This is a genomic window from Halorubrum sp. B53 (assembly GCF_059752395.1).
Genome location: NZ_MWTH01000015.1, coordinates 132,765 through 152,870, shown reverse-complemented (window position 1 = coordinate 152,870; position 20,106 = coordinate 132,765). Strand labels below are relative to the sequence as shown.

21 protein-coding genes and 1 tRNA gene are annotated in these 20,106 nt (G+C 70.7%); 7 read left to right on the top strand and 15 right to left on the bottom strand.

Features of this window, described 5'->3' with window-relative positions; translation table 11 throughout:
* Window positions 1-149 precede the first annotated feature (149 nt).
* The 3 genes from B4V06_RS13240 to trmY all read right to left on the bottom strand — a co-directional run bounded on the left by B4V06_RS13240 (window position 150) and on the right by trmY (window position 1,432).
* Window positions 150-222 (bottom strand) — tRNA-Pro (locus tag B4V06_RS13240).
* A gap of 96 nt (window positions 223-318) precedes the next feature.
* Window positions 319-831, bottom strand: a complete 513-nt coding sequence (locus B4V06_RS13235; protein ID WP_498170187.1) for a CHY zinc finger protein — start codon at window positions 829-831, stop codon at window positions 319-321.
* Window positions 812-1,432, bottom strand: a complete 621-nt coding sequence (trmY, locus tag B4V06_RS13230; RefSeq protein WP_498170185.1) for a tRNA (pseudouridine(54)-N(1))-methyltransferase TrmY — start codon at window positions 1,430-1,432, stop codon at window positions 812-814. The genes B4V06_RS13235 and trmY overlap by 20 nt, the downstream gene beginning before the upstream one ends.
* Window positions 1,433-1,483: 51 nt before the next feature.
* On the opposite strand from trmY, the gene B4V06_RS13225 reads away from it, so the two are divergent.
* Window positions 1,484-1,627 carry a hypothetical protein gene (locus tag B4V06_RS13225; protein ID WP_123112447.1) on the top strand — a complete coding sequence of 48 codons (144 nt, stop codon included), beginning with the start codon at window positions 1,484-1,486 and terminating at the stop codon, window positions 1,625-1,627.
* A 38-nt stretch (window positions 1,628-1,665) separates the two neighbouring features.
* On the opposite strand, the gene pyrF is transcribed toward B4V06_RS13225, so the two are convergent.
* From pyrF to B4V06_RS13195, 6 genes are all read right to left on the bottom strand, one after another.
* Window positions 1,666-2,496: an orotidine-5'-phosphate decarboxylase gene (gene pyrF, locus B4V06_RS13220; RefSeq protein ID WP_498170183.1), complete on the bottom strand. Its 831-nt coding sequence runs from the start codon at window positions 2,494-2,496 to the stop codon at window positions 1,666-1,668.
* A 66-nt stretch (window positions 2,497-2,562) separates the two neighbouring features.
* Window positions 2,563-3,330 carry a class I SAM-dependent methyltransferase gene (locus tag B4V06_RS13215; protein WP_498170181.1) on the bottom strand — a complete coding sequence of 256 codons (768 nt, stop codon included), beginning with the start codon at window positions 3,328-3,330 and terminating at the stop codon, window positions 2,563-2,565.
* Complete coding sequence (locus B4V06_RS13210) at window positions 3,288-4,070, bottom strand: hypothetical protein (RefSeq protein WP_498170180.1); 783 nt, start codon at window positions 4,068-4,070, stop codon at window positions 3,288-3,290. Before B4V06_RS13210 ends, B4V06_RS13215 begins: the two co-directional genes overlap by 43 nt.
* A 90-nt stretch (window positions 4,071-4,160) precedes the next feature.
* The gene (locus B4V06_RS13205; protein ID WP_498170178.1) at window positions 4,161-5,516 is read right to left on the bottom strand and encodes a M14 family zinc carboxypeptidase; all 1,356 of its coding nucleotides are present in this window, start codon (window positions 5,514-5,516) and stop codon (window positions 4,161-4,163) included.
* An 86-nt stretch (window positions 5,517-5,602) separates the two neighbouring features.
* Window positions 5,603-7,243 (bottom strand): succinic semialdehyde dehydrogenase, encoded by a 1,641-nt coding sequence (locus tag B4V06_RS13200; RefSeq protein ID WP_498170177.1) that lies wholly within the window; start codon window positions 7,241-7,243, stop codon window positions 5,603-5,605.
* Window positions 7,244-7,361: 118 nt separating this feature from the next.
* A complete protein-coding gene (locus B4V06_RS13195) occupies window positions 7,362-8,381 on the bottom strand; it encodes an AI-2E family transporter (RefSeq protein ID WP_123112441.1) in 1,020 nt (339 codons plus the stop codon).
* A 148-nt stretch (window positions 8,382-8,529) separates the two neighbouring features.
* Here B4V06_RS13195 and B4V06_RS13190 point away from each other — a divergent pair, with 148 nt between their 5' ends.
* The 4 genes from B4V06_RS13190 (at window position 8,530) to speB (ending at window position 11,297) form a co-directional block, all read left to right on the top strand.
* A complete protein-coding gene (locus B4V06_RS13190; protein ID WP_123112440.1) occupies window positions 8,530-9,672 on the top strand; it encodes an aminotransferase class I/II-fold pyridoxal phosphate-dependent enzyme in 1,143 nt (380 codons plus the stop codon).
* 1 nt (window position 9,673) lies between these two features.
* Window positions 9,674-9,958, top strand: coding sequence for a hypothetical protein (locus tag B4V06_RS13185; protein WP_123112439.1), 285 nt, complete (start codon window positions 9,674-9,676; stop codon window positions 9,956-9,958).
* Between the two features lie 118 nt (window positions 9,959-10,076).
* Complete coding sequence (locus B4V06_RS13180; RefSeq protein WP_123112438.1) at window positions 10,077-10,454, top strand: translation initiation factor IF-5A; 378 nt, start codon at window positions 10,077-10,079, stop codon at window positions 10,452-10,454.
* Between the two features lie 6 nt (window positions 10,455-10,460).
* Window positions 10,461-11,297 carry an agmatinase gene (gene speB / locus B4V06_RS13175; RefSeq protein ID WP_123112437.1) on the top strand — a complete coding sequence of 279 codons (837 nt, stop codon included), beginning with the start codon at window positions 10,461-10,463 and terminating at the stop codon, window positions 11,295-11,297.
* 49 nt (window positions 11,298-11,346) lie between these two features.
* Here speB and B4V06_RS13170 read toward each other — a convergent pair whose 3' ends face one another.
* The 3 genes from B4V06_RS13170 to B4V06_RS13160 all read right to left on the bottom strand — a co-directional run bounded on the left by B4V06_RS13170 (window position 11,347) and on the right by B4V06_RS13160 (window position 15,598).
* Window positions 11,347-13,584, bottom strand: a complete 2,238-nt coding sequence (locus B4V06_RS13170) for a pentapeptide repeat-containing protein (protein ID WP_123112436.1) — start codon at window positions 13,582-13,584, stop codon at window positions 11,347-11,349.
* A 63-nt stretch (window positions 13,585-13,647) separates the two neighbouring features.
* On the bottom strand, window positions 13,648-13,899 hold the full coding sequence (locus B4V06_RS13165) for a SelT/SelW/SelH family protein (protein ID WP_123112435.1): 252 nt from the start codon (window positions 13,897-13,899) through the stop codon (window positions 13,648-13,650).
* A gap of 109 nt (window positions 13,900-14,008) precedes the next feature.
* The gene (locus B4V06_RS13160) at window positions 14,009-15,598 is read right to left on the bottom strand and encodes an amidohydrolase (RefSeq protein ID WP_498170174.1); all 1,590 of its coding nucleotides are present in this window, start codon (window positions 15,596-15,598) and stop codon (window positions 14,009-14,011) included.
* 81 nt (window positions 15,599-15,679) lie between these two features.
* Here B4V06_RS13160 and B4V06_RS13155 point away from each other — a divergent pair, with 81 nt between their 5' ends.
* Entirely contained in the window at window positions 15,680-16,129 is a 450-nt protein-coding gene (locus B4V06_RS13155; protein ID WP_123112433.1) for a universal stress protein, read from the top strand.
* 30 nt (window positions 16,130-16,159) lie between these two features.
* Here B4V06_RS13155 and B4V06_RS13150 read toward each other — a convergent pair whose 3' ends face one another.
* Together B4V06_RS13150 and lipP1 are read right to left on the bottom strand one after the other, a co-directional pair.
* Entirely contained in the window at window positions 16,160-16,531 is a 372-nt protein-coding gene (locus B4V06_RS13150) for a hypothetical protein (RefSeq protein WP_498170172.1), read from the bottom strand.
* A 60-nt stretch (window positions 16,532-16,591) separates the two neighbouring features.
* On the bottom strand, window positions 16,592-17,539 hold the full coding sequence (gene lipP1, locus B4V06_RS13145) for a LipP1 family hormone-sensitive lipase (protein WP_498170171.1): 948 nt from the start codon (window positions 17,537-17,539) through the stop codon (window positions 16,592-16,594).
* Window positions 17,540-17,588: 49 nt separating this feature from the next.
* On the opposite strand from lipP1, the gene B4V06_RS13140 reads away from it, so the two are divergent.
* Window positions 17,589-18,992: a DEAD/DEAH box helicase family protein gene (locus B4V06_RS13140; protein ID WP_498170169.1), complete on the top strand. Its 1,404-nt coding sequence runs from the start codon at window positions 17,589-17,591 to the stop codon at window positions 18,990-18,992.
* 261 nt (window positions 18,993-19,253) lie between these two features.
* Here the strand turns inward: B4V06_RS13140 and udk are convergent, their stop codons facing one another.
* Complete coding sequence (gene udk / locus B4V06_RS13135; protein WP_123112429.1) at window positions 19,254-19,949, bottom strand: uridine kinase; 696 nt, start codon at window positions 19,947-19,949, stop codon at window positions 19,254-19,256.
* Window positions 19,950-20,106: the final 157 nt, after the last annotated feature.

Below are 20,106 nucleotides of genomic sequence, written 5' to 3'. Positions count from 1 at the left end.
AGTGAAATGCGGGTGAAGTGGGCCGGCACGAATATTGAATCACGGTCGCAAATCGAAGATTTGCTCCCTGATTCAAATTCGCGCCCTAGCAGTTTCACGCCCACTACGGACTCCTCGCTAGCGCTCGTCGTTGCGAAGTGGGGTGAAAATGGGCCGGCACGAATTTGAATCGTGGTTACGGCCACCCGAAGGCCGAAGGATACCAAGCTACCCCACCGGCCCGCACTCGACAGAAGGCCGTTCGTTCTTTTAACCTTTCCGAAAGCCGGGGCCGCCGACCGTCTCGTCGACCGTCCGATTCTCCACCGAACGACCGGCTCACGCCTCGAAGTACCGGTCGCTGTGCTTCCGGCAGCCGGGGTTGAACGCGGCGCCGCAGCGCGGACAGGCGTCGTCGTCGGGATTCGCCCGACTGCCAGAGGCGCGTTTCGCCTCGCTGTCACCGGGCGAAGCCCGGTTGCCCGAGGGACTGTGTCCCTCGCTGTCGTCGGACTGCGTCCGACTGCTAGAGGCGCGTTGCGCCTCTCCGTCGCCGTCGAGGTACTCGCGGGCGGAAATCGTCGTTCCGCAAACCCCGCACAGCACCGCGGGCTCGTCGAAGCGGCCGCGGGGCCACGGTTCGGCCTCGTGGTCGGTCGCGGCGTCGTGGCAGGCGTCGCAGGGGTAGTACGCCTCGCAGCAGCCGAACCGGAGCGCGATCACGTCGACGGGGTCGTCCCAGTGCGCGCAGCGCGTCTCGGGGTCGACAGCGACCCCCCGCAGCGGGACCGCGAACCGGTCGTCTGTCGCGGGCGGGGTCGTGGTCCGGCGCTCAGTAGGACTCGTACCCATCGGTGTCGAGCCAGTTGTGGACGACGGAGACGGTGTGATCGGCGTGGAGCGGTTCGGGACCGACGCGCACGCGGCGCTCCGCGCGCTCCGCGAGCAGTTCCGCTTCCTCGTCGGTGAAATCGCGATGGTCCGAGAGCACGAACACGGGATCCGTCGGGGGCGCGGCCTCGACGAGGGGGTCGCCGCCCTCGTGGAGCTGGACGAGCGTCGGGTCGCCCGTCGAGCCCGCGGCGCCGCCGTCGAGCAGCCGATCGAGGGTCGCTTCGAGCCCCATCCGGCGGAGCTCGACGCCCGGCGAGACGTCGGCGGGCATGTGGCCGATGGCGTCCGCCTTCGCGGCGAGCGCGTCGCGCATCCGGGCGGCGACGTTGCGCTCGTCCGGGTGGAGGTGCCGGAGGCTGTCCGCGTCGAAGGTGACCGTGAGCTCGTCGGCGACGACGAGGTGAACGCGCACGGACTCCCGGATCCCGTGCGAGAGGAAGACGCCGGTGGCGACGCACCGACAGAGCAGGTCGAGCCGCCCCGCACCGGGGAGGTCTGACAGCGAGACGGCGTCCGGATCGGTCGGCGTCTCGTGACCGATGACGACGAACTGGCGCATGCGTCCGGGTCGACCCGGACCCTGATAAGGACCGCGACCGGAGGTGACGGTATGAGCGTCGCCGGACTCTGTCAGGTGTGCGAGGCGGCACCGGCCCGCCACGGCTGCCCGCGGTGCGGGCGCGCCGTCTGCGACGACCACTGGGTCGACGCCGCGGGCGCCTGCACGGTCTGCGTGCAGGGGCGCCAGCAGTGAGGGTACGGGGACGCCGACAGCGACCCGACGCGGTCTCCCTACCGGTGTCGGTTCAGCCGCTTTTTGAGTCGCTTCGCGGCGTCGCCGGCGGCGCCGAAGTACGTCGCCTCGTCGCCGGGGCGGGTCGACTCCTCGCCGGCGAAGATGATCCCGCGAGAGGAGTTGACGAGCCCAACGTCGACCGCGGCGTCCGGGCGGGTCGCGAGCCCGTGCTCGACCGCGGCCTCCGCGTCGCCGCCCTGCGCGCCGACGCCGGGGACGAGGAAGGGGATCTCGGGGACGATCTCGCGGACCTCCGCCAGCTCCTCGGGCGCGGTCGCGCCGACCACGAGCCCGACGTTGCCGTTGCCGTTCCACACGTCCGCGAGCGCCGCGACGCGCTCGTAGAGAGGCTCGCCGGAGGCGAGTTCGAGGTCTTGGAGGTCGCTCCCGCCGGGGTTCGAGGTGCGACAGAGGACGAACACCCCCTTCTCCGCGCGGTCGAGGAATGGCTGGAGAGAGTCGCGGCCGAGGTACGGGTTCACCGTGATCGCGTCGGCGTCGTCGAGCGCCGCGGCGTACTGGCGGGTGGTGTTGCCGATGTCGGCGCGCTTGGCGTCCAGCAGGACCGGCACGTCCTTGCCGTGAGCGTAGGCGATCGTCTCCCGGAGCGCGCGCCAGCCGTCGGCGTCCTCGTAGAACGCGGCGTTCGGCTTGTAGCAGGCGGCGTGTTCGTGGGTCGCGTCGATGACTCGGCGGTTGAACGCCCAGCGCGGCAGGTCGGCGTCGGCGACGAAGTCGGGGAGCCGGCTCGGGTCCGGGTCGAGGCCGACCGAGACGACGCTGTCCGTCGACTCGATCCGGGCCGCGAGCGTCTCGAAGAAGCTCATGGCACCCACTGCGGCCGGGGGCGCGCTAAACGTTGCGTTCCGCCCGAGCGTCTCGCTCGGGGTGCGTCACTCGCCCGGAGCGACCGGGCGGCCGTGCCCGGCGCACGCCGTGATCGTCCCCCGCAGGTACCGCGCTTCCGTCAGCGTCTCCGAGTTGTCCGCGAGCGCCCGCCTGGCGGCCGTCGTCCGCGCGTCGAGCCGCGCGAGCGGGTCGTCTCCGTCCACGTCGAACAGCCGCCCGTTCAGGCGGGCGAACGCTGAGAGCGCGGCGTTCGCGGGGCGACTCCCCCGCGGCGCGAACGCGGCGACGACGACGCTGTCGGCCAGGTCGCACCAGTCGCTCACGACCGCGTACGGGTCCGGGAACAGCGACGTGACGAACGTCGCGAGCACCGCGTCGGCCGACCGGATCGGCGGGTCGGTCGCGTCCCCCCGCACGAACTCGACGTTCTCCCACCCCCGGCGCCCCGCCAGCCCTCGCGCCCGGTCGAGCATCGCGCCGGTGATGTCGACGCCGACGACCCGTCCCGTCGGCCCCACGGCCGCCCGAAGTGCCGGGACGTTGACGCCGGGCCCGCAGCCGAACTCGACGACGGTGTCGCCGGGATCGAGGTCGAGCGCCCGCACGCAGCCGGCCCGCACGCCCCCGACCGAGGCGGTCGCCCGCGCGAACCAGTCGTAGACCCGCGCCCACGCGGCGTACCCTCGCTGGATCCGGTAGGTGGGGGGCTCGTCTCCGGGCGGCTCCTCTCCCGGCTCCGGCGGCGACCGCGGCCGCCGACGGTCTCGGGTCACGGCGGGGCTCGCACGGCCGCGGGAGCGGTCTTCGGCCACCACAGCTCCGGGCCGTCGCGCGCGACGGTGGAGTAACACCGATCGCTCCCGTCGCAGTCCCGCGGGCGCTGGTAGTCGATCCCCCGCTCCGCGAGGTAGGTCACGTAGCCGTCGTCGACGCGGTCGAGCTTCTCGTGACACACCCACTTCTCCCCGTAGACCCCGGCGCCGACGTTCCGGTACGGACAGGTGAATTCCGTCCGCTCCGCGCCGGCCTCGCTGTCCGTCTCGTCGATGTCGACGCCGACCGACCGGTACGCGAGCCGGAGCCGCCGGACGACGCGCTCGGGGGACGACGCGCCGAGGAAGAGGCCGTGCGCGAGGACGTAGCCGAAGCCGTGAAGCAGCCGCTCGAGGCGCGTCAGGTCGTCGGGGGCGTCGTCCAGCAGCGACCGCAGCGTCGCGTACCACCCCGCGATCTCCGTCACCGCCGCGGCCGCCTCGTCGGCCGCCGCGAGCGCCCGCCGCTTCTCCGGGAGCGGCGCGGCGCCGTCCGAGAGCCGGAACGACGGCACCGCCTCGACGTGTTCGAGCACGTCCTCGCGGAGGACGTCGCCCGCAGCGTACGAGTCCGTCAGCTCCGTGAGCTCGGGGTACCACTCGCGCGTCAGCCTGCCGTACGTCCCGTCGAGGAGGTCGTCGATCCGGTCGGCCGCGCCGGGATCGATCGGTTCGGAGTCGGCCGCCGCGGGGAACGCGTCGACGACCCGCCGGAGTTCGGCGGGGTCCGGTCCTGCCATGGTGTCACGTGGCGGGCGACGGCCTTGAATACGCATGTTGCCGAGGACGCGCTCGGCGACTCCGGCGACGGTGCCGGCCCCGAGGCCCGCTTACCGACCGAACGGGTTCTCGATCCCCTGGGCCAACGGCATGTCGAAGTAGTCCAGCTCGTCGACCTCGCTGATCGAGCCGTCGGCGATCCGCTCGAACGTCGCCATGAACCCCGCGACGGTGATTTTGACCGTCGTGCCGATGGCCTTGTGGCCGCGCTGGTCGCTCTGGTGAGACACCTCGTACAACATCCCGGCGGCGTCGGTCTGTGGACACAGCGCGTCGAGATACGATCCCCACAGCGGGCCGTAGCCGTACCGGGTGAGCGTGTTGAACTTCCCCTTCCCGAACTGCTGGGCCTGCTCGTTGACGAGCTGGTTGAGCCGCAGCGACCGGGTCTGGGCGTCCTCCGACATGTACGGGTTCCCGCTGCCGACGTAGCTCGCGTAGTCGACGCCGTCGAGACCGATGTACCGGGGACCGAACGGCGCCATCACGCTCATGATCGACTGCCACTGCGGGCCGTTGCCTTGGTCCGGGGACTCCGGATCCACGGTCGGACCCTGGTGGTGGTGCGTGATCGCCCAGTCCGGGTCGGCGTCGAGGAACGACTCGGTCACCGCCCGGTTCTCGGGGTTGAGGTTGAGTCCGACCGAGCGTAGCACCTTGTACGGATTGTCGCCGTCGACCGTGGGGTCGCGGAGGTCGAACGGGACCTCTTCGACGGGGATATCGAGGTAGCCGAACTGTGGATCGTCCTTGAGGACGGTCCACCAGTCCTCGTCCTCGTCGAACGGCTCGAAGTTGGGGAAGACGCTGAACCCGCGGTTCATGTCGTACCCCGGCACGTCGCCGGAGTAGTACGAGTTCGTGTTGATGTACCGAGAGTCGCCCTCCTCCCACGTGCTCGTGTTGTACCGGCGCTGCCGGAGTTCGCCCTCGGTACCGAGCCCATCGTCGCCGACGAAGTTCGCGCCGTCGGGGTTAACCCGGGGAACGATGGTGATCGTGAGGTTGTCGAGAATCTTCTCGACCCGCCGGGATCCGCCGCTCGCCAGTCGATTGAGGATTTTCACGACGGCTTCGGCCCCCGAGGGCTCGTCACCATGGATCTGGTTGATGAGGTGGAGACTCTCGTCGCCGTCGCCGATAGTGACCTCCCAGACCGGGTCTCCGCGGCCGGCCGATTCGCCGATCTGTTCCAGTTCGACGCGGTCGCTCCGCCGGTCGACCTGTTTCAGGCGTTCGCCGAGCTGCTCGTTGTCGAGGTACGCCTCGTAGTTGACTGCGCGCTCGTTCGGTGCCCACGGGCCGCCGGGCCGGTAGTCGCTGCCCGACTGCGCGCTTACCGTCGACCCGAATCCGGCGAGGGCGACCGCTGCGACACCGCTCTGAAGGAACCTCCGTCTGTGCATACTGGTAGCACCCGACTCGAAATGGTTTAATTTATCGTATATATAGTTTGCTGTATTTATACTGTTTAAGAATTATTTAATAGTCATCACAACCCGATCCGCTCTTTCAGCCGCCGTACGCTCCGACTTGCCTTCCGGCCGAGCGCCGTCGCCGCGAAGGCGCCGCGGACGAACCAGTCGGTCGGGATCCGCTCGGGAAAGCCGAGCGGGCCGACTCGGGAGACCCCGACCGTCCGCGATTCGGTGTACCGCCGGATCCCCTCCGGGCCGTGGCGGCGTCCGAGCCCCGAGTCGCCGAACCCGCCCATGGGGGCGTCGACCGCGCCCCACGTCGCGATGAAGCCGTCGTTGACGTTGACGGTGCCGCAGTCGATCTCGCGGGCGACCGCCGCGCCGCGCTCACGGTCCGCGGTCCACACGCTCGCGTTGAGGCCGTACGGCGAGTCGTTCGCGGCCTCCACGGCGGCGGCCGCGTCCGGGACGGGCGTCACGACGACGACCGGCCCGAACGTCTCCTCGCAGGCGACCGTCGCGTCGGGCTCGACGCCCGTCAGGACGGTCGGCTCGTAGCAGTAGGGGGCAACGTCCGGCCTGTGGCGACCCCCCGTCTCCACGGTCGCGCCGTCCTCCCGGGCCTCGTCGACGTGGCTCCGGACGCGGGCGAGCTGGTCGGCGTCGATCAGCGAGCCGAGGTCGGCGTCGTAGTCGTAGCCAGTCCCCAGCGTGAGGTCCTCCGTCTCCCGGACGAACGCGGCGAGGAACGGCTCGTAGGCCGACTCCTCGACGTACATCCGCTCGGCGGAGAGACAGAGCTGCCCGGCGTTCGAGAAGCAGGCGTCGACCGCGCCGCGGGCCGCCTCGTCGACGTCGGCGTCGCTGAGCACGACGAGAGGGTTGTTGCCGCCGAGCTCCAGCGAGCAGTCGATCAGGTTCCGGCCCGCGCGCTCGGCGACGGTCCGGCCCGTCTCGGTGCTCCCGGTGAACGCCACGTAGTCGACCGCGTCGATCAGCGCGGGCCCGACCGTCGCCCCCTCGCCGGTGACCACCTGGAAGAGGTCGTCCGGGAGGCCGGCGACCTCCAAGAGCTCCGAGAGCAGCAGTGCCCCGTACGGCGTCTTCTCGTCCGGCTTGCAGACGACGGCGTTGCCCGCGGCGAGCGCCGGGAGCGCGTCGGCCATCGACAGCGTCAGCGGGTAGTTCCACGGCGAGATGACGCCGACGACGCCGACCGGGTCGTAGGTGACCGTCGCGGTCGCGAGCCCGGGGAAGGCCCCCTGTCGGCGGTCCTCGGCGAGGGCGTCGGGCGCCTCGTCCGCGAGGTACGTGCAGCCGGTCGGCACGTCGAACAGCTCCTCGACCGCGGTTCGCCGGGATTTCCCCGTCTCCAGTTGGAGGACGTCGAGCAGCTCCTCGCGGTGGTCCGTGACGAGGTCGCCGAACCGATCGATGACGGCCGCGCGCTCGGTCGCGGGGGTCTCGGCCCACTCGGCCTGCGCCGCCCGGGCGCGCTCGACCGCGGCGTCGACGTCGTCGCCGTCGCAGGCCGGCACCGAGCCGATCCGCTCGGTCGTCGCCGGCGCGAACACGTCGAGGGCGTCGCTCTCGCCCGGCGCGTCCCTCGACGTAGTGGAACTCGCGCGGCGCACGCGCTCGGTGAGGTCGTCGAGTCGTCGCGTCGAGAGGTGCGGGGCGTCCGCGAGCGCGGTGGGAGGATTCGTCGAGGACATCGGATACGAAAACACACGGTCGGGCGGGGGAAAGCCGTGCCGGTGGCCCGGACGGAAGGCGAACCGGTGAGGATTATAAAAGGGGTAAGTACGAGTGCGAAGGCGACCGCTCCCCCGGTCACTTCCTCGAATCGACGGATTCTCCGATGCGGTCGGCCGGCGCGTCGTGCTCGGAGAGCATGTCGATCACTTCGAGCAGCAGCGACACGACGAGCGGGCCGACGATGAGCCCGACGGCACCGAGCGTGAGGATACCGCCGACGAATCCGACGAAGTACAGCCCGGGAGAGATCCGACCGGTCCAGTCGGCGAGCTGCGTCCGGATCACCGCGTCGGGGACGAACGAGACGACGACGAGGCCGAGCGCCAACACGGCGACCGCCCGCCCGGTCTCCCCGACGAGGACGTCTCCAGCGGCCAGCGCGACGACGAGCACGCTCGGGCCGATGACCGGAACGAACTGGAGGACGGCCGCGATGACGGCCAGCAGGACCGGAGAGCCGTACCCGAGGCCCCAGAACACCGCGACCGCGAGCACGAACGTCGCCGACGCCGTCGCCGCCTGCAGGACGTAGATCGAGTACAGCGTCTCCCGCGTCCGCTCGTGGAGCCGCGTCGGGATATCGTGGTACTCGGTCGGGACCACGCCGAAGACGGCGGTTCCGACCGCCCCGGGTCGGTAGAGGATCCCGTACACGAGGAAGGTGAACACGACGAGCTCCAAGACGAGCCGGGGCGCCGCGGCCGCGACCGCGAGCGCGGCCCCTCGGACCCACGCCTCGGCGGCCGCCACGTACGGCACCATCTCGATGACCAGCTCGAACCCGCCAACAGTGATCGGGACGGCGTCGGGGATCTGGCCGATGATCTCGATCAGCTCCGCCCGCCGCCGATACAGCACGTAGAGCAGCGGGACCACGAGGAGCACGGCGGCAACGAAGGCGACGGCGGTGGTCGCGACGCACGCGATCCGCCGGGACAGCCCGCGTTCGACGAATCGCTGCCGGATCGGATACAGGACGTACGCGACCGTGACCGCGAAGACGACGGTTCGGAGCACCTCCGCCAGCACGATCGCCGCGAGCGCGGCCACCGCGACGAGCAGCGTGCCTAGCAGTCGCCTCCGGTTGAGTAACATGGTATCCGGTCGCAAGCAGGGCCAAAAGCCGTTGCGGTGACGAACCGCGGGACCCGGCCGCCGGCGCCGTCCCCCTCGGGAGCGCGTCTCGCTCGCGATCGCCGCGTGGGACCGTAGCACCTAACCTCGCGCCACTCCCACGTCCGGTATGCGCATCGACCCGTTCGGCCTCGAACGCTGGTTCGCGGAGTACGAGCACGAGGCCGACATCATGTTGGCCGAGAGCGGGATCCGCTCGCTGGACGCGAGCCGGTTCGACTTGGATCCGGGCCGGCTCGACTACGTCATCCCGACGAACGGCGACCCCGAGTTCCGTGCGTCGGTCGGCGACCGCTACGGCCGGAGCGCCGACGAGGTGCTGTTCACCTGCGGGACGCAGGAGGCGAACTTCCTCGCGTTCCTCTCGCTGCTGGGCGACGCCGAGAGCCCCGACCCCGACTCGACGGTCGGCTCCGGCAGCCACGCGGTCGTCGTCACGCCGACGTACCAGGCGCTCCACGCCGTGCCGGACGCGTTCGGCGACGTGACCCGCGTCGAACTGGAACCGCCCGAGTGGGAGCTCGACGCTGAAGCGATCGCCGACGCGGCCCGCGACGACACCGCCGTGATCGTCGTCAACAACCCGAACAACCCCACGGGTCAGTATCACGACGAGACGGCGATGCGGGCGGCCTACGACATCGCCGTCGATCGCGACGCGTACCTCCTCTGTGACGAGGTGTACCGGCTGCTCGCCGACGATCCGCAGCCGCCGGTCGCGAGCTTCGGCCGCCACGGGATCTCGACGACGAGCCTCACGAAGGCGTACGGGCTCGCCGGGCTCCGGTTCGGCTGGATCGCCGGCCCCGAGGCGGTCGTCGAGCGCGCGTGGCGGTGGAAGGATTACACCACTATCTCCCCGTCGCTGTTCGGCCAGCACGTCGCGAAGCAGGCGCTCGGCCGACGCGAGCCGCGGATCCTCGAGGAGAACCGCGAGTTGGCGGCGACGAACCGCGCGATCGTCGCGGACTGGATCGAGCGCCACGACCTCGACTGGCACGACCCGGTCGGCGTCAACGGGTTCGTGACGGTGCCCGACGGCTTCGACGACGCCGAGGCGTTCTGCCGCACCGTCGTCGAGACGGAGAGCGTCGTACTCGCGCCCGGCGGGCTGTTCGGCTTTCCGAACCGCTTCCGGATCGGGTTCGGGCTGCCGACCGACGAGCTGGAGGAGGGCCTGCGGCGGGTGAGCCGCGCCATGGAGGCGGCGAGCGCCGACCGCCGGGAGGCCGACGCGGAGAGGGGTGCCTGAGATGGGCTTTTTCGGCGAGCTCAAGGAGGACGTCGTCGGCTTCGTCCGCGACCCGACCGACGAGCAGAAGGCGCTGCTCGTCGCCTTCGTCGCGATGATGATCGCCGACCGCGCCCTCTGGTGGGTCGACTTCCCGTTCGTCGTACGGACGACCGCGGCGGTCGGGGTCGGCTTCATCGGCCTCTTCATCGCCAGCTACCTGATCACCGGGCAGTTCGTCCCGCCGGACGGCGACGCGGACGACGAGGGGGAGCCCGAGGAGTACGTCGACGAGCTCGACCCCTGAATCGGGGGCCCCAGGTCGGCGTCGACGACAGCCCGTTCCGCGGCGCGGCCGAACGCCCGAACGCCGGCGTCGACGCCGTTCCAAACCGTTTATACCCGCCCCGGAAAAAGTAGCGCGTATGCCGCGAGAGCAGAAGCAGGTTCGCGAACTCCAGGAGGGCAGCTACGTGATGATGGACGGTTCCCCCTGCAAGATCAACCACTACAGCACTGCAAAGCCCGGAAAACACGGGAGCGCCAAGGCGCGCGTCGAGGGCAAGGGCGTCTTCGACGACAAGAAGCGCTCGCTCTCCCAGCCGGTCGACGCGAAGGTCTGGGTCCCGATCATCCAGCGGAAGCAGGGCCAGGTCGTCAACGTCAACGACGACGAGGTCCAGGTGATGGACTTAGACACCTACGACACGTTCACGATGCGCATCCCCGAGGGCGAGGACTTCACCTCGGACGACAACATCGAGTACCTCGATTACGAGGGCCAACGGAAGATCATCGGGTAATCGGCGATGTTTCCCGGGGCGACGACCGACCGCGAAGCTGCTTCTTACGTGGTCGTCGGCGCTCCGCTCGACGCCACGACCACGTTTCAGCCGGGCACCCGGTTCGGACCGGACCGGATCCGGCGCTTCTCCGAGACCTACGACGACTACGACCGCCGCACCGACAGTCGCTTCTCCGCGCTGGGCGTTCACGACGCGGGCGACGTCTCCCCCTGGGACGACGTCGAGGCGTACCTCGATCACCTCGCCGCCGAACTGCGGAGCGTCGGCTACGACGACGCCGTCCCCCTGCTTGTCGGCGGCGAACACACGGTCACGTACGCGGGCGTCGAGGCGGTCGACCCCGACGCGCTCGTCGTCTGCGACGCCCACCTCGACCTCAGGGACGCGTACGACGGGAATCCGTGGAACCACGCCTGCGTCACGCGCCGGTGCCTCGACGACCTCGGCGTCGACCGGGCCGTGATCGTCGGCGCGCGAACCGGCTCCGAGGCGGAGTGGGACCGCGCGTCCGACGCCGACGTCGAGGTCGTCGCGCCCGAACACGCCCGCGAGTGGATCGACGGACTCGCGAGCGACGAGGGTGACGACCCCTTCGCGGGCGAGTCCGTCTACTGCTCGATCGATATCGACGGGCTCGACCCCGGCTTCGCGCCGGGGACCGGGACGATGGAGCCGTTCGGGCTCGATCCCCGCGAGGCCCGTGACTTGGTGCGGGCTGTCGCGCCCCGGGCCGAGGGCTTCGACGTCGTCGAGGTGAACGACCGCGACGACGGGCAGGCCGCGGCGGCCGCCGGGAAACTGCTGCGGGAGTTCGTGCGGGCGCACGAGGACGGGCGGTAGCCCCGCAGCCGGGAGCGACGCGCCGTGTTCGCCCGCCCGCCGCGAGCGCTTACCGGTCGACCGAACGGGTCAACGCGAAGACGAAAAGCGCCACGAGGAACGCCCCGAGGAACCCCTGCGCCGAGCTGAGCAGACGGACGGAGAACGACTCGGCGGGCGCCGGCCCGATCACGAAGGTGATGAAGCTCTGGAAGCTGAACAGCAGCAGTTCGCCCGCGGAGTCGGCCGGGACGCCAAGCGCGGCGTACCCGCCGGCGAAGGCGAGGACGACGACGACCGACGACAGCATGGTCCAGCTCGGCCGCTCGCCGTATCCCGCCGTCGCGTCGAGGACGGCGTTCGCGAGCCAGTCGTACGCGGCGACCGCGCGGTCGGCCCCGCGCTCCGACCTGACATCCGCGGCGTGACCGGCGCGGCGGTGGCGCATCTCGCGCCTGAAGAACTCCGCCGCCGCGGTCGCGTCCCCGACGCCGTTGGCTCCGGTCTTCGCCTGCTGATACGTGGTCTCCAGGCGTCGGGGGCCGGGATCCGGCTCCGGGAGGTCGGCGTCCGTCTCCGTGTCGTGGAGCCGCCAGCTGATCGCTTCGAGCGCCCCGTGGTGGGGACCGAACCGGAAGCCGTCGAACGAGGTCCCGAGGAACCTGACCGCGGCGAGGGGCGCGATCGGTCCGTCGCCGGCCTCGATCCGAACCCTTCCGATCCGGGCGTCCGCGAAGTCGTACGTGACCGTCCCGTCGCCGGGGTGGGCGATCCGGCCCTCGCTCACGGACGCCCCGTGTGCCGTCACGGTCGGCCGGTCTCCGTCGTCAGCCGGAGAGACGTCGCTCCGGAGCCGACCGATCTCGCACCCGTCGAGGCGGACGTCGCCGCCGGCGCGGACAGCCTCGAATCCGGCGAGGTGGTCGAACCGGGCCGCCCTCGCGTCGAGGCCGTCGTCGAGGCGCGCGCCGGTCGCATCGACCGTGTCGCCGAACGTGGTCCGGCCGGCCGTCTCCGGGTCGTGGAATGAGATCCGCTCCTCGGACTCGACCCACCGGAGGTCGACGCCGGACCGGCACTCCGCGTCGGCGAGCGACAGTCCCGACCCGAACCGGGTGGCCCCGTCGCGCGTCCCGCCGTTACAGTCGATTTCGCCGGCGACGACCGCCCCGTCGAACGCGACCGCGCCGCCGAACTCGCAGTCCGCCATCGAGAGCTGGCCGCCGATCCGCGCCGAGGCCGCGGAGACGGCCGCGCTCGTCTCCGTCCGGTCGAGGGTCGCTCCGCGGTCCAGTTCGGCGCCGTCGAGCCGCCCCGTACCCGACACCGTCGCGTCCGCGAGGTACAGTCGGCCGTCGAACACGACCTCTCGGAGGTCGAACCCGGCCTCGAACGTCGCCTGCTCGAAGTCGACCGCGCCGTCGAACCGCGTCTCGGTGCTGTGCTGTTCCGGGTGGAACTGGACCGGCCCCTCGAACGTCGCGTACCGGAAGTCGGTCGCGCCGTCGACCGCGACCCCCTTGAACACCGTCGGGCCGCCGACGCGCATCCCGTGGTCGGCGCTCGCGTCGTTCCCGTTGAACCCGTCGCCGAAGGCGCTGTCAGTGAACGCGAGTGCGCCGCCGACCGACGTGCCCATCGCGCGGACCTCACCGTCGAAGGTCGCGTCGGCCGCAAGGACGGAGCCCTCGACCGCCGCGCTGTTCACTTCCGTCCGCTCGTCGACGCGGACGAGGTTCGCGTTCACTGTGCCGCCGACCTCGGCGTCGCTGAGGGCCAGCCGACCGAGTTCCGCGCGGGTGACGCTGAACGAGCCGTCGACCGTCGCGAACGCGAAGTCCGCGGCGCCGTCGACCGTCGCCTTCCTGAGGTCGACGCTCGCCGCACTGAGGCCCTGACAGCGGAGATCGCCGAAACAGGTCAGTCCCTTCGCGTCGAAGTCGCCGGCGACCGTCGCGCCGTCGAGGCGGAGGTCGCTGCCGACGGTCGCGCCGTCGACCGCGATCTCGCCGACCGTCGCGTCCGCGAGGTCGACGGCGTGGGAGCGGTCGCCCGCGAGCAGCGTCCCCGGCGGGAGCGCGAGTCGCTCGATCGTGGCGCCGTAGAAGCGGCGGCGACGCGGGTCCGACTCGCCGGCCGCGACCGCCGCCTCGAACGCCGCGGCGACGCGGTCCGCGCCTCCGTCGCCCGCTGGTCGGTGGAACACGCACCGCTCGTCGCCGTCGGCCGGGTGAGGACACTCCCAGCCGGCCGGTGCCGCGTCGGCGTCCTCGTGAACGTACCCGCACCGGTCCTCGGTCTCGGTCATGGCGGTGGCAACGACGAACGGTCAAATAAAAAATTCGTAACCGAGGACCGTCTCGCCCACCGCCTACGACAGCTCGGAGAGTCGGCGTCGGGCCGCGGTGACGGCCTCCATCGCGTCGATCCACTCGCGCGGGTCCGTACACCAGATGCGGTCGCCCTCGACGCTGACGCAGAACACGGAGTCGGTGGAGGGCGAGAGGGTTACCCCGTCGACGTCAGACCGGTCGCCGAGGTACGAGTCGATCAGGCGTCGGGCCGTCTCCGCCTCCGGCTGGAGGCGACTGCCGGCCGCGTATTCGATGGCTATCTCTGCCATGGTCGGTCGTAGGAACTACATGATTAATAACTACTGTTTTCTGGCAGTGCTTGCGGAGTTTTCCGACGGGGGGTCCGTCGCCGTCTCTCCCCGAGACGGCGTGGCCGGCTCACCGGTCGTCGTACACGACCTCGCCGTCGACGACCGTCATCGCGACGTCGACGTCGCGGATCTCGTCGGCCCGCTCCCACGGTGACGCGTCGAGGGCGACGAGGTCCGCGCGCTTTCCGACGGCGACCGTGCCCAGCCGGTGCTCGTCGAAGCCCGCGTACGCCGCGCCGCGGGTGTACGCTCGCAGCGCCTCGGTCACCGTCAGCCGCTGCGCCTCCGCGGGGGCGTTGACCGCGTGGTGGACGCCGAGCAGGGGGTCCATCGGCATCCCGTCGGAGCCGAACGCCAGGCGAACGCCCGCGTCGAGCATATCGCGGTAGCGGTTCGTCGCGGCGGTGCGGTCCGGCCCGAGCCGGGACTCGTAGAGCCCGTTCTCGCCGGCCCACTTGAGGAAGTTCGGCTGGACGCTGGCGACGACGCCCGACTCGGCGAGCCGGTCGATCGCGGCGTCGTCGGCGAGCTCGACGTGCTCGATCCGATGACGGGCCTCGCCGGGATCCGTATGGGAGGCGTCTTCGTAGGCGTCGAGCACGGCGTCGACCGCTTCGTCGCCGATGGCGTGTGCGGTGAACTGGTAGCCGGCCTCGGTCGCCGCGGCGACCGTTTCCGCCAGTTCGTCGGGGTCGACGACCCACTGACCGGTCTCGTCGGGGGCGTCCGCGTACGGCTCGGAGAGCTTCGCCGTCCGTCCCCCGAAGCTCCCGTCCGTGTACGACTTGATCGCGCCGGTCTCGACGGTGTCGCTCCCGTCGTTCGTCCCGAGGCCGACCTCGCGGAGCGCGTCCAGGTGGTCGCTCCAGTAGTTGATCCGGACGCGCGCGGTCAGCTCGCCGGCCGCGTCCAGCTCGCGGTACGCCCGCGGCGCGTGAGAGTTCCGCACCATGTCGTGGAACCCGGTGATCCCCTTCGCGGCGCAGTCGGCCAGCGCGGCCTCGACGATCTCCTTCGTCTCGGCCGGTCCGGATTCGAACGCCTCGTAGATCGGGTCGATCGCGCTCTCGAGGAGGACCCCGGTCGGTTCGCCGTCCCCGTCGGTCGGCACCGTCTCGTCGGGCGCCGCGGCGAGCGCGTCCGCGAACCGATCGAGGGCGACCCCGTTGACCGCGGCGACGTGCATGTCCTCGCGGAAGGCGGCCACGGGTCGCTCGGTCGAGACGCGGTCGAGGTCCCCTCGCGTCAGGTAGCGGTCCTCGTCCCACGTCGACTCGTCGTAGCCGTAGCCGAGGACGGGGTCGGCGGCCGGACCGGAGTCGGTACCCGCCTCGTCGGCCTCCTCCACCTCCGCCGCTCGTTCTTTGAGCAGGTCGACCGCCTCGGCCGGGGAGTCGGCGGTCGAGAGGTCGGCGTGGACGAGGTATCGCCCGACCGTCGTCAGGTGGGTGTGGGCGTCGACGAAGCCCGGGAGGAGGACGCGCCCGCCGAGGTCGACGACGTCGGTGTCGACCCCTTCCAGGAACTCGACGTCGCGGGTGGGCCCGAGCCGGACGATCGCCCCGTCCCGGACCGCAATCGCCTCGCGCGTCTCGTCGGGCGCCGCGAGCGTGTGGACCTCCCCGTTCACGAACAGTCGATCCGCGGCCGCTGTCATGGAGGGTCCGGCGCGTTACAGCGTGTTAACCGTTCGGGAAACGGCGACCGATTTATTCGCCGAGCGCGCGAATCGCCGCGTATGTACGACCGGATACTGCTCCCCACGGACGGCAGCGAAGGCGTGGACCGCGCGATCGACCACGCCGTCGACGCCGCGGACCGATACGACGCGACCCTCCACGTGCTGTACGTCGTCGACAGCGACGTGATCAACGCGTACTCCGGCGACGAGTTCGTCGACGGCGCGGAGGGCGCCGAGGAGACGTTAGAGGAGCGCGGCCGCGAGGCGCTCGAGGCGGTGGCGTCCCATGCCACCGACGCGGGCGTCGACGTCGTCACCGACCTGGTGTACGGCGTCCCCCACGAGCAGATCCTCCGCTACGTCGACGAGGAGGACATCGACCTGACGGTGATGGGATCGAAGACGCGGTCCGGCGACTACCGACGGATGCTGGGCTCCGTCACGGAACGCGTCTCGCGTCGGTCGACCGCGCCGGTTAGCATCGTGAAGACGACGGTTTCGGAGTAAGCGCGGGCGTCGACCGCGGGGGTGGCCGCATTAGACCGCGGCCAGCGAGCGGACGAGGGGAACCCCCACGGCGTCGGTGACGCCGACGGAGGAGAGCACCGCGAGCACGAGCACGGCCGAGGCCCACGCGACGAAGCCGATGATCCCCGCGTGGACCCACGAGACGCCGTAGCGCCGCCGGATCAGCCACACCCACGCGATCAGCGGCATGAACTCGCCGATCAGCGGGATCCACGAGAGGAAGAAGGCGGCGAGCCCCCAGACGATCGCGCCGAACAGCGCCGTGAAGACGGCGTGGCCGTAGTCGCGCGTGCCGGTGACGACCGCGGCGCCGACGAAGATCGCCAGGCCGCCGACGAGGAGTCCGACGACGAAGGTGACGGCGGAGCCGATGAGCGTCATGGCTCACTTCTCTCGGCGAGCCACTTGGGGGCGTCGCCCCGATCCGCGAGACCGGCCCCGCTACAATCGCTCGCGAACGTCGCCCGCGACCGCCGACAGCGCCGCCTCCGCGACGTCGACGCGGTCGGCGAGGCTACAGAACCCGTGAGCCATCGCCGGGTAGTGGCGGTGCTCGACCGGCGTCCCCTCCGCCTCGAACCGCTCCGCGAGCGCGACGCCGTCGTCCCGGAGTGGGTCGAAGCCGGCGGTGACCACCGTGGCGGGCGGGAGGTCGCCGAGGTCGTCCGCGCGGAGCGGCACCGCGAACGGGTTGCGCGCGTCCACCGGGCTCCGGAGGTACTGCTCGAAGAACCACCGCATGTCGGCGCGGGTGAGCAGCGGGCCGTCGGCGTTCTCGCGGTACGAGTCGGTCTCGAAGTCGTCGCCCGCGATCGGGTAGAGCAGGAACTGCCCGGCGATTTCCGGGCCGCCGAACGCCCGGCGATGCAGACACGCCGCGAGCGCGAGCGTCGCGCCGGCGCTGGTGCCGGAAACGCCCAGTCGGTCCGGGTCGCCGCCGAAGGCGGTCGCGTTGTCAGCGGTCCACTCGACGGCCGCGGCCGCCTCGTCGACCGCGACGGGGAACGGGTGTTCGGGCGCGAGCCGGTAGTCGACGGAGACGACCACGGCGTCGGCGCGGGTCGCCAGTTCGCGACAGGGGCCGTCGATCGAGTCGAGGGTGCCGAGCGTCCAGCCGCCGCCGTGGAAGTGGACGAGGGTGCGGGTGGGCGGAGTCGACCGATCGAGGGCTTCCTCCGGGCGGTACACCCGCACCGGCACCTCGCCGTGGGGCCCGTCGAACGCGAGGTCCCGGACGTCGGCGACCGCGGGTTCCGGGTCGCCGGAGAACACCTCGTCCTCGACGCGTCTCGCGGCGTCGACCGAGAGCGCGTGCCACTCGGGGAGTCCGAGCGCCTCGATCTCGTCGACGACGGGGGCGAGTTCGGGGTCGAGTTCGTCCGCGCGCATGTCGGCGAGAGGCGGAGCCCATTTATAAATCGGGCGGCAACGTCCGGCGATGAACGTCCGGCTGACTTACGAGGACGGGACCATCCGGGTCGACGCCGGCGACGGGGACGGCTCGACCGAGGAGGGTAGCCCCCTCGCGTCGCTCCCGCCGCTCCCGGGCGTCGAGACCGACCCGCGCTCGGGGACCGGACGGGCGCCCGCCTACCGCTACGCCGCGATCCGACGGGCGCTGGAGGTCGCCGGCGCGAGCGTCGAGGACCACGTGTTGGACGCGAGCGACCGCGCCGCGAGCGAGGCGGGGCTCCCGGACGCGCTCGCGACCGACTACGACCTCCGGGAGTACCAGCGCGAGGCGCTCGACGCGTGGCGCGACGCCGGCGACCGCGGCGTGCTCGAGCTCCCCACCGGGGCCGGCAAGACCGTGATCGCGATCCGCGCGATGGTCGAGCTCGGCGTCCCGACGCTCGTCGTCGTCCCCACGGTCGACTTACTCGACCAGTGGCAGCGGGAGTTAGAGCGGGAGTTCGACGTCCCGATCGGCCGGTTCGGCGGCGGCGAGCAGCGCCGGAAGGCGATCACGGTGTCGACGTACGACTCGGCGTACCTCAAGGCCGACGGCGTCGGCGACGCCTTCGAGTTCGTCGTCTTCGACGAGGTCCACCACCTCGGCGGCGAGGGGTACCGCGACGTCGCGCGGCTGCTCGCGGCGCCCGCGCGGCTCGGCCTGACGGCGACGTTCGAGCGCCCCGACGGCGCCCACGAGACGGTCGCGGAGCTGATCGGCGACCGCGCCTACGCGCTCGACGTCGACGACCTCGCGGGCGACCACCTCGCGCCGTACGACATCCGCCGGATCGAGGTGGAGCTGACGCCCGCGGAGCGGGAGCGGTACGAGGAGAAACAGGGCACCTTCGTCGAGTACGTCCGGGAGGCGGGGATCACCTTCTCCAGCGGGAGCGACTATCAAGAACTCGTGAAGCGCTCCGGCAACGACCCGGCCGCCCGCGAGGCCCTCTTAGCGAAGCAGGAGGCCCGCGAGATCATGATGAACGCGGATCGGAAGGTAGACCGCTTGGAGTCGATCCTCGACCGCCACCGAGACGACCGCGTGATCGTGTTTACCGCCCACACCGACCTCGTCTACCGGCTCTCGGAGCGGTTCCTCCTGCCCGCGATCACCGCCGAGACGGGCGCGAAGGAGCGCCGCGAGATCTTGGAGCGCTTCCGCGAGGGGACGTACGGCCGGGTGGTCGCCGCGAACGTCCTCGACGAGGGGGTCGACGTGCCGGACGCGAACGTCGCGGTCGTCCTTTCCGGCTCCGGCAGCGAACGGGAGTTCACTCAGCGGCTCGGGCGGGTGCTCAGGCCGAAAGAGGACAACGGCCGAGCGATACTTTACGAGGTCGTCAGCGCCGAGACTGCCGAGGAGCGGGTGTCGAGCCGGCGGCGATAAGCGGAATCGGTCGAGATTCCATATTTAAATAACGCGAGCGACCCCAGCGATTACTTATAAATCGGTGCGGTGGCGCGTGCCTCCGAGGCCGCCTCGCGGCTGGGGCTTTGGAGGTGTTCGTCGCAGAGTCAGCGACGACGTATAGCCGAGCGCCGGGGGCTTTGGAGATGGTCACCGTCGATTCAGCATTATCTATCTATAAACGAGCGGCTGAGAATTAGCCGGCGTTCATCCCTCACCCGAGATCAACGTCGAATTCGTTCAGTCGTCGTCGATGTCGAGCGAGCGTTCCTCGCCGAGCTCCTCCTCTAAGCTCCCGCGCTCCCAGCTCCGGACGGCGTCGCCCTCGACCTCGGCGCGGAGCTTCTCCTCGAGGAGGTTCACGGCGACGCTGTTGGCGCCTTCCGGGATGATCACGTCGGCGTGTTTCTTCGACGGCTCGATGAACTGCTCGTGCATCGGCTTCACCGTCGAGAGGTACTGGTCGATGACGCCCTCCAGGTCGCGGCCGCGCTCGATCACGTCCCGGCGGATTCGGCGCAGGATGCGGACGTCGGCGTCGGTCTCGACGAACAGCCGGAGGTCCATCATGTCGTTTACCTCCTCGTCGTACAGCGCGAGGATTCCCTCGAGCACGATGACGTCGGTGGGCTCGACCTCGACGCGCTCCTCTTTTCGGTTGTGGATCTCGAAGTCGTACTGCGGCATCTGGACGGTCTGTCCCTCGAGCAGCGCCTCGAGGTGCTCGCGGAGGAGGTCCCACTCGAACGCCGACGGGTGGTCGTAGTTGACCGACTGGCGCTCCTCGAAGTCCAAGTGGGAGAGGTCCTCGTAGTAGTTGTCCAGCGGGATCCGGGTGACGCTGTCGTCGAGATCGCGCGTGACGAGTCGAGAGACCGTCGTCTTGCCCGCGCCGGTCCCTCCCGCGATCCCGATCACGAACGAGGGAATGGTCATGGTCCCGCTCGAACGCCGGAGGGTTTCAACCCTCCTCTTCGACCCGCGTCGTCGTGAGAGGACGCTCGCTGACGGCGCAAGGTGGCGCTCGCTGACGGCGCGAGCGCGAGCTCGCGGCCTCCGCGAAACCGGCCTTTCGGCACCGATCAAGCCTCTA

Excerpts from the sequence above, each read along its gene's own strand:
- speB (WP_123112437.1), top strand. The coding sequence starts at position 10,461 with ATGTTTCCCGGGGCGACGACCGACCGCGAAGCTGCTTCTTACGTGGTC.
- lipP1 (WP_498170171.1), bottom strand. The coding sequence starts at position 17,539 with ATGCGCGCGGACGAACTCGACCCCGAACTCGCCCCCGTCGTCGACGAG.
- B4V06_RS13235 (WP_498170187.1), bottom strand. The coding sequence starts at position 831 with ATGGGTACGAGTCCTACTGAGCGCCGGACCACGACCCCGCCCGCGACA.
- B4V06_RS13225 (WP_123112447.1), top strand. The coding sequence starts at position 1,484 with ATGAGCGTCGCCGGACTCTGTCAGGTGTGCGAGGCGGCACCGGCCCGC.
- B4V06_RS13185 (WP_123112439.1), top strand. The coding sequence starts at position 9,674 with ATGGGCTTTTTCGGCGAGCTCAAGGAGGACGTCGTCGGCTTCGTCCGC.
- trmY (WP_498170185.1), bottom strand. The coding sequence starts at position 1,432 with ATGCGCCAGTTCGTCGTCATCGGTCACGAGACGCCGACCGATCCGGAC.
- B4V06_RS13180 (WP_123112438.1), top strand. The coding sequence starts at position 10,077 with ATGCCGCGAGAGCAGAAGCAGGTTCGCGAACTCCAGGAGGGCAGCTAC.
- B4V06_RS13170 (WP_123112436.1), bottom strand. The coding sequence starts at position 13,584 with ATGACCGAGACCGAGGACCGGTGCGGGTACGTTCACGAGGACGCCGAC.
- B4V06_RS13160 (WP_498170174.1), bottom strand. The coding sequence starts at position 15,598 with ATGACAGCGGCCGCGGATCGACTGTTCGTGAACGGGGAGGTCCACACG.
- pyrF (WP_498170183.1), bottom strand. The coding sequence starts at position 2,496 with ATGAGCTTCTTCGAGACGCTCGCGGCCCGGATCGAGTCGACGGACAGC.
- B4V06_RS13200 (WP_498170177.1), bottom strand. The coding sequence starts at position 7,243 with ATGTCCTCGACGAATCCTCCCACCGCGCTCGCGGACGCCCCGCACCTC.
- B4V06_RS13205 (WP_498170178.1), bottom strand. The coding sequence starts at position 5,516 with ATGCACAGACGGAGGTTCCTTCAGAGCGGTGTCGCAGCGGTCGCCCTC.
- B4V06_RS13210 (WP_498170180.1), bottom strand. The coding sequence starts at position 4,070 with ATGGCAGGACCGGACCCCGCCGAACTCCGGCGGGTCGTCGACGCGTTC.
- B4V06_RS13195 (WP_123112441.1), bottom strand. The coding sequence starts at position 8,381 with ATGTTACTCAACCGGAGGCGACTGCTAGGCACGCTGCTCGTCGCGGTG.
- B4V06_RS13165 (WP_123112435.1), bottom strand. The coding sequence starts at position 13,899 with ATGGCAGAGATAGCCATCGAATACGCGGCCGGCAGTCGCCTCCAGCCG.
- udk (WP_123112429.1), bottom strand. The coding sequence starts at position 19,949 with ATGACCATTCCCTCGTTCGTGATCGGGATCGCGGGAGGGACCGGCGCG.
- B4V06_RS13155 (WP_123112433.1), top strand. The coding sequence starts at position 15,680 with ATGTACGACCGGATACTGCTCCCCACGGACGGCAGCGAAGGCGTGGAC.
- B4V06_RS13150 (WP_498170172.1), bottom strand. The coding sequence starts at position 16,531 with ATGACGCTCATCGGCTCCGCCGTCACCTTCGTCGTCGGACTCCTCGTC.
- B4V06_RS13190 (WP_123112440.1), top strand. The coding sequence starts at position 8,530 with ATGCGCATCGACCCGTTCGGCCTCGAACGCTGGTTCGCGGAGTACGAG.
- B4V06_RS13140 (WP_498170169.1), top strand. The coding sequence starts at position 17,589 with ATGAACGTCCGGCTGACTTACGAGGACGGGACCATCCGGGTCGACGCC.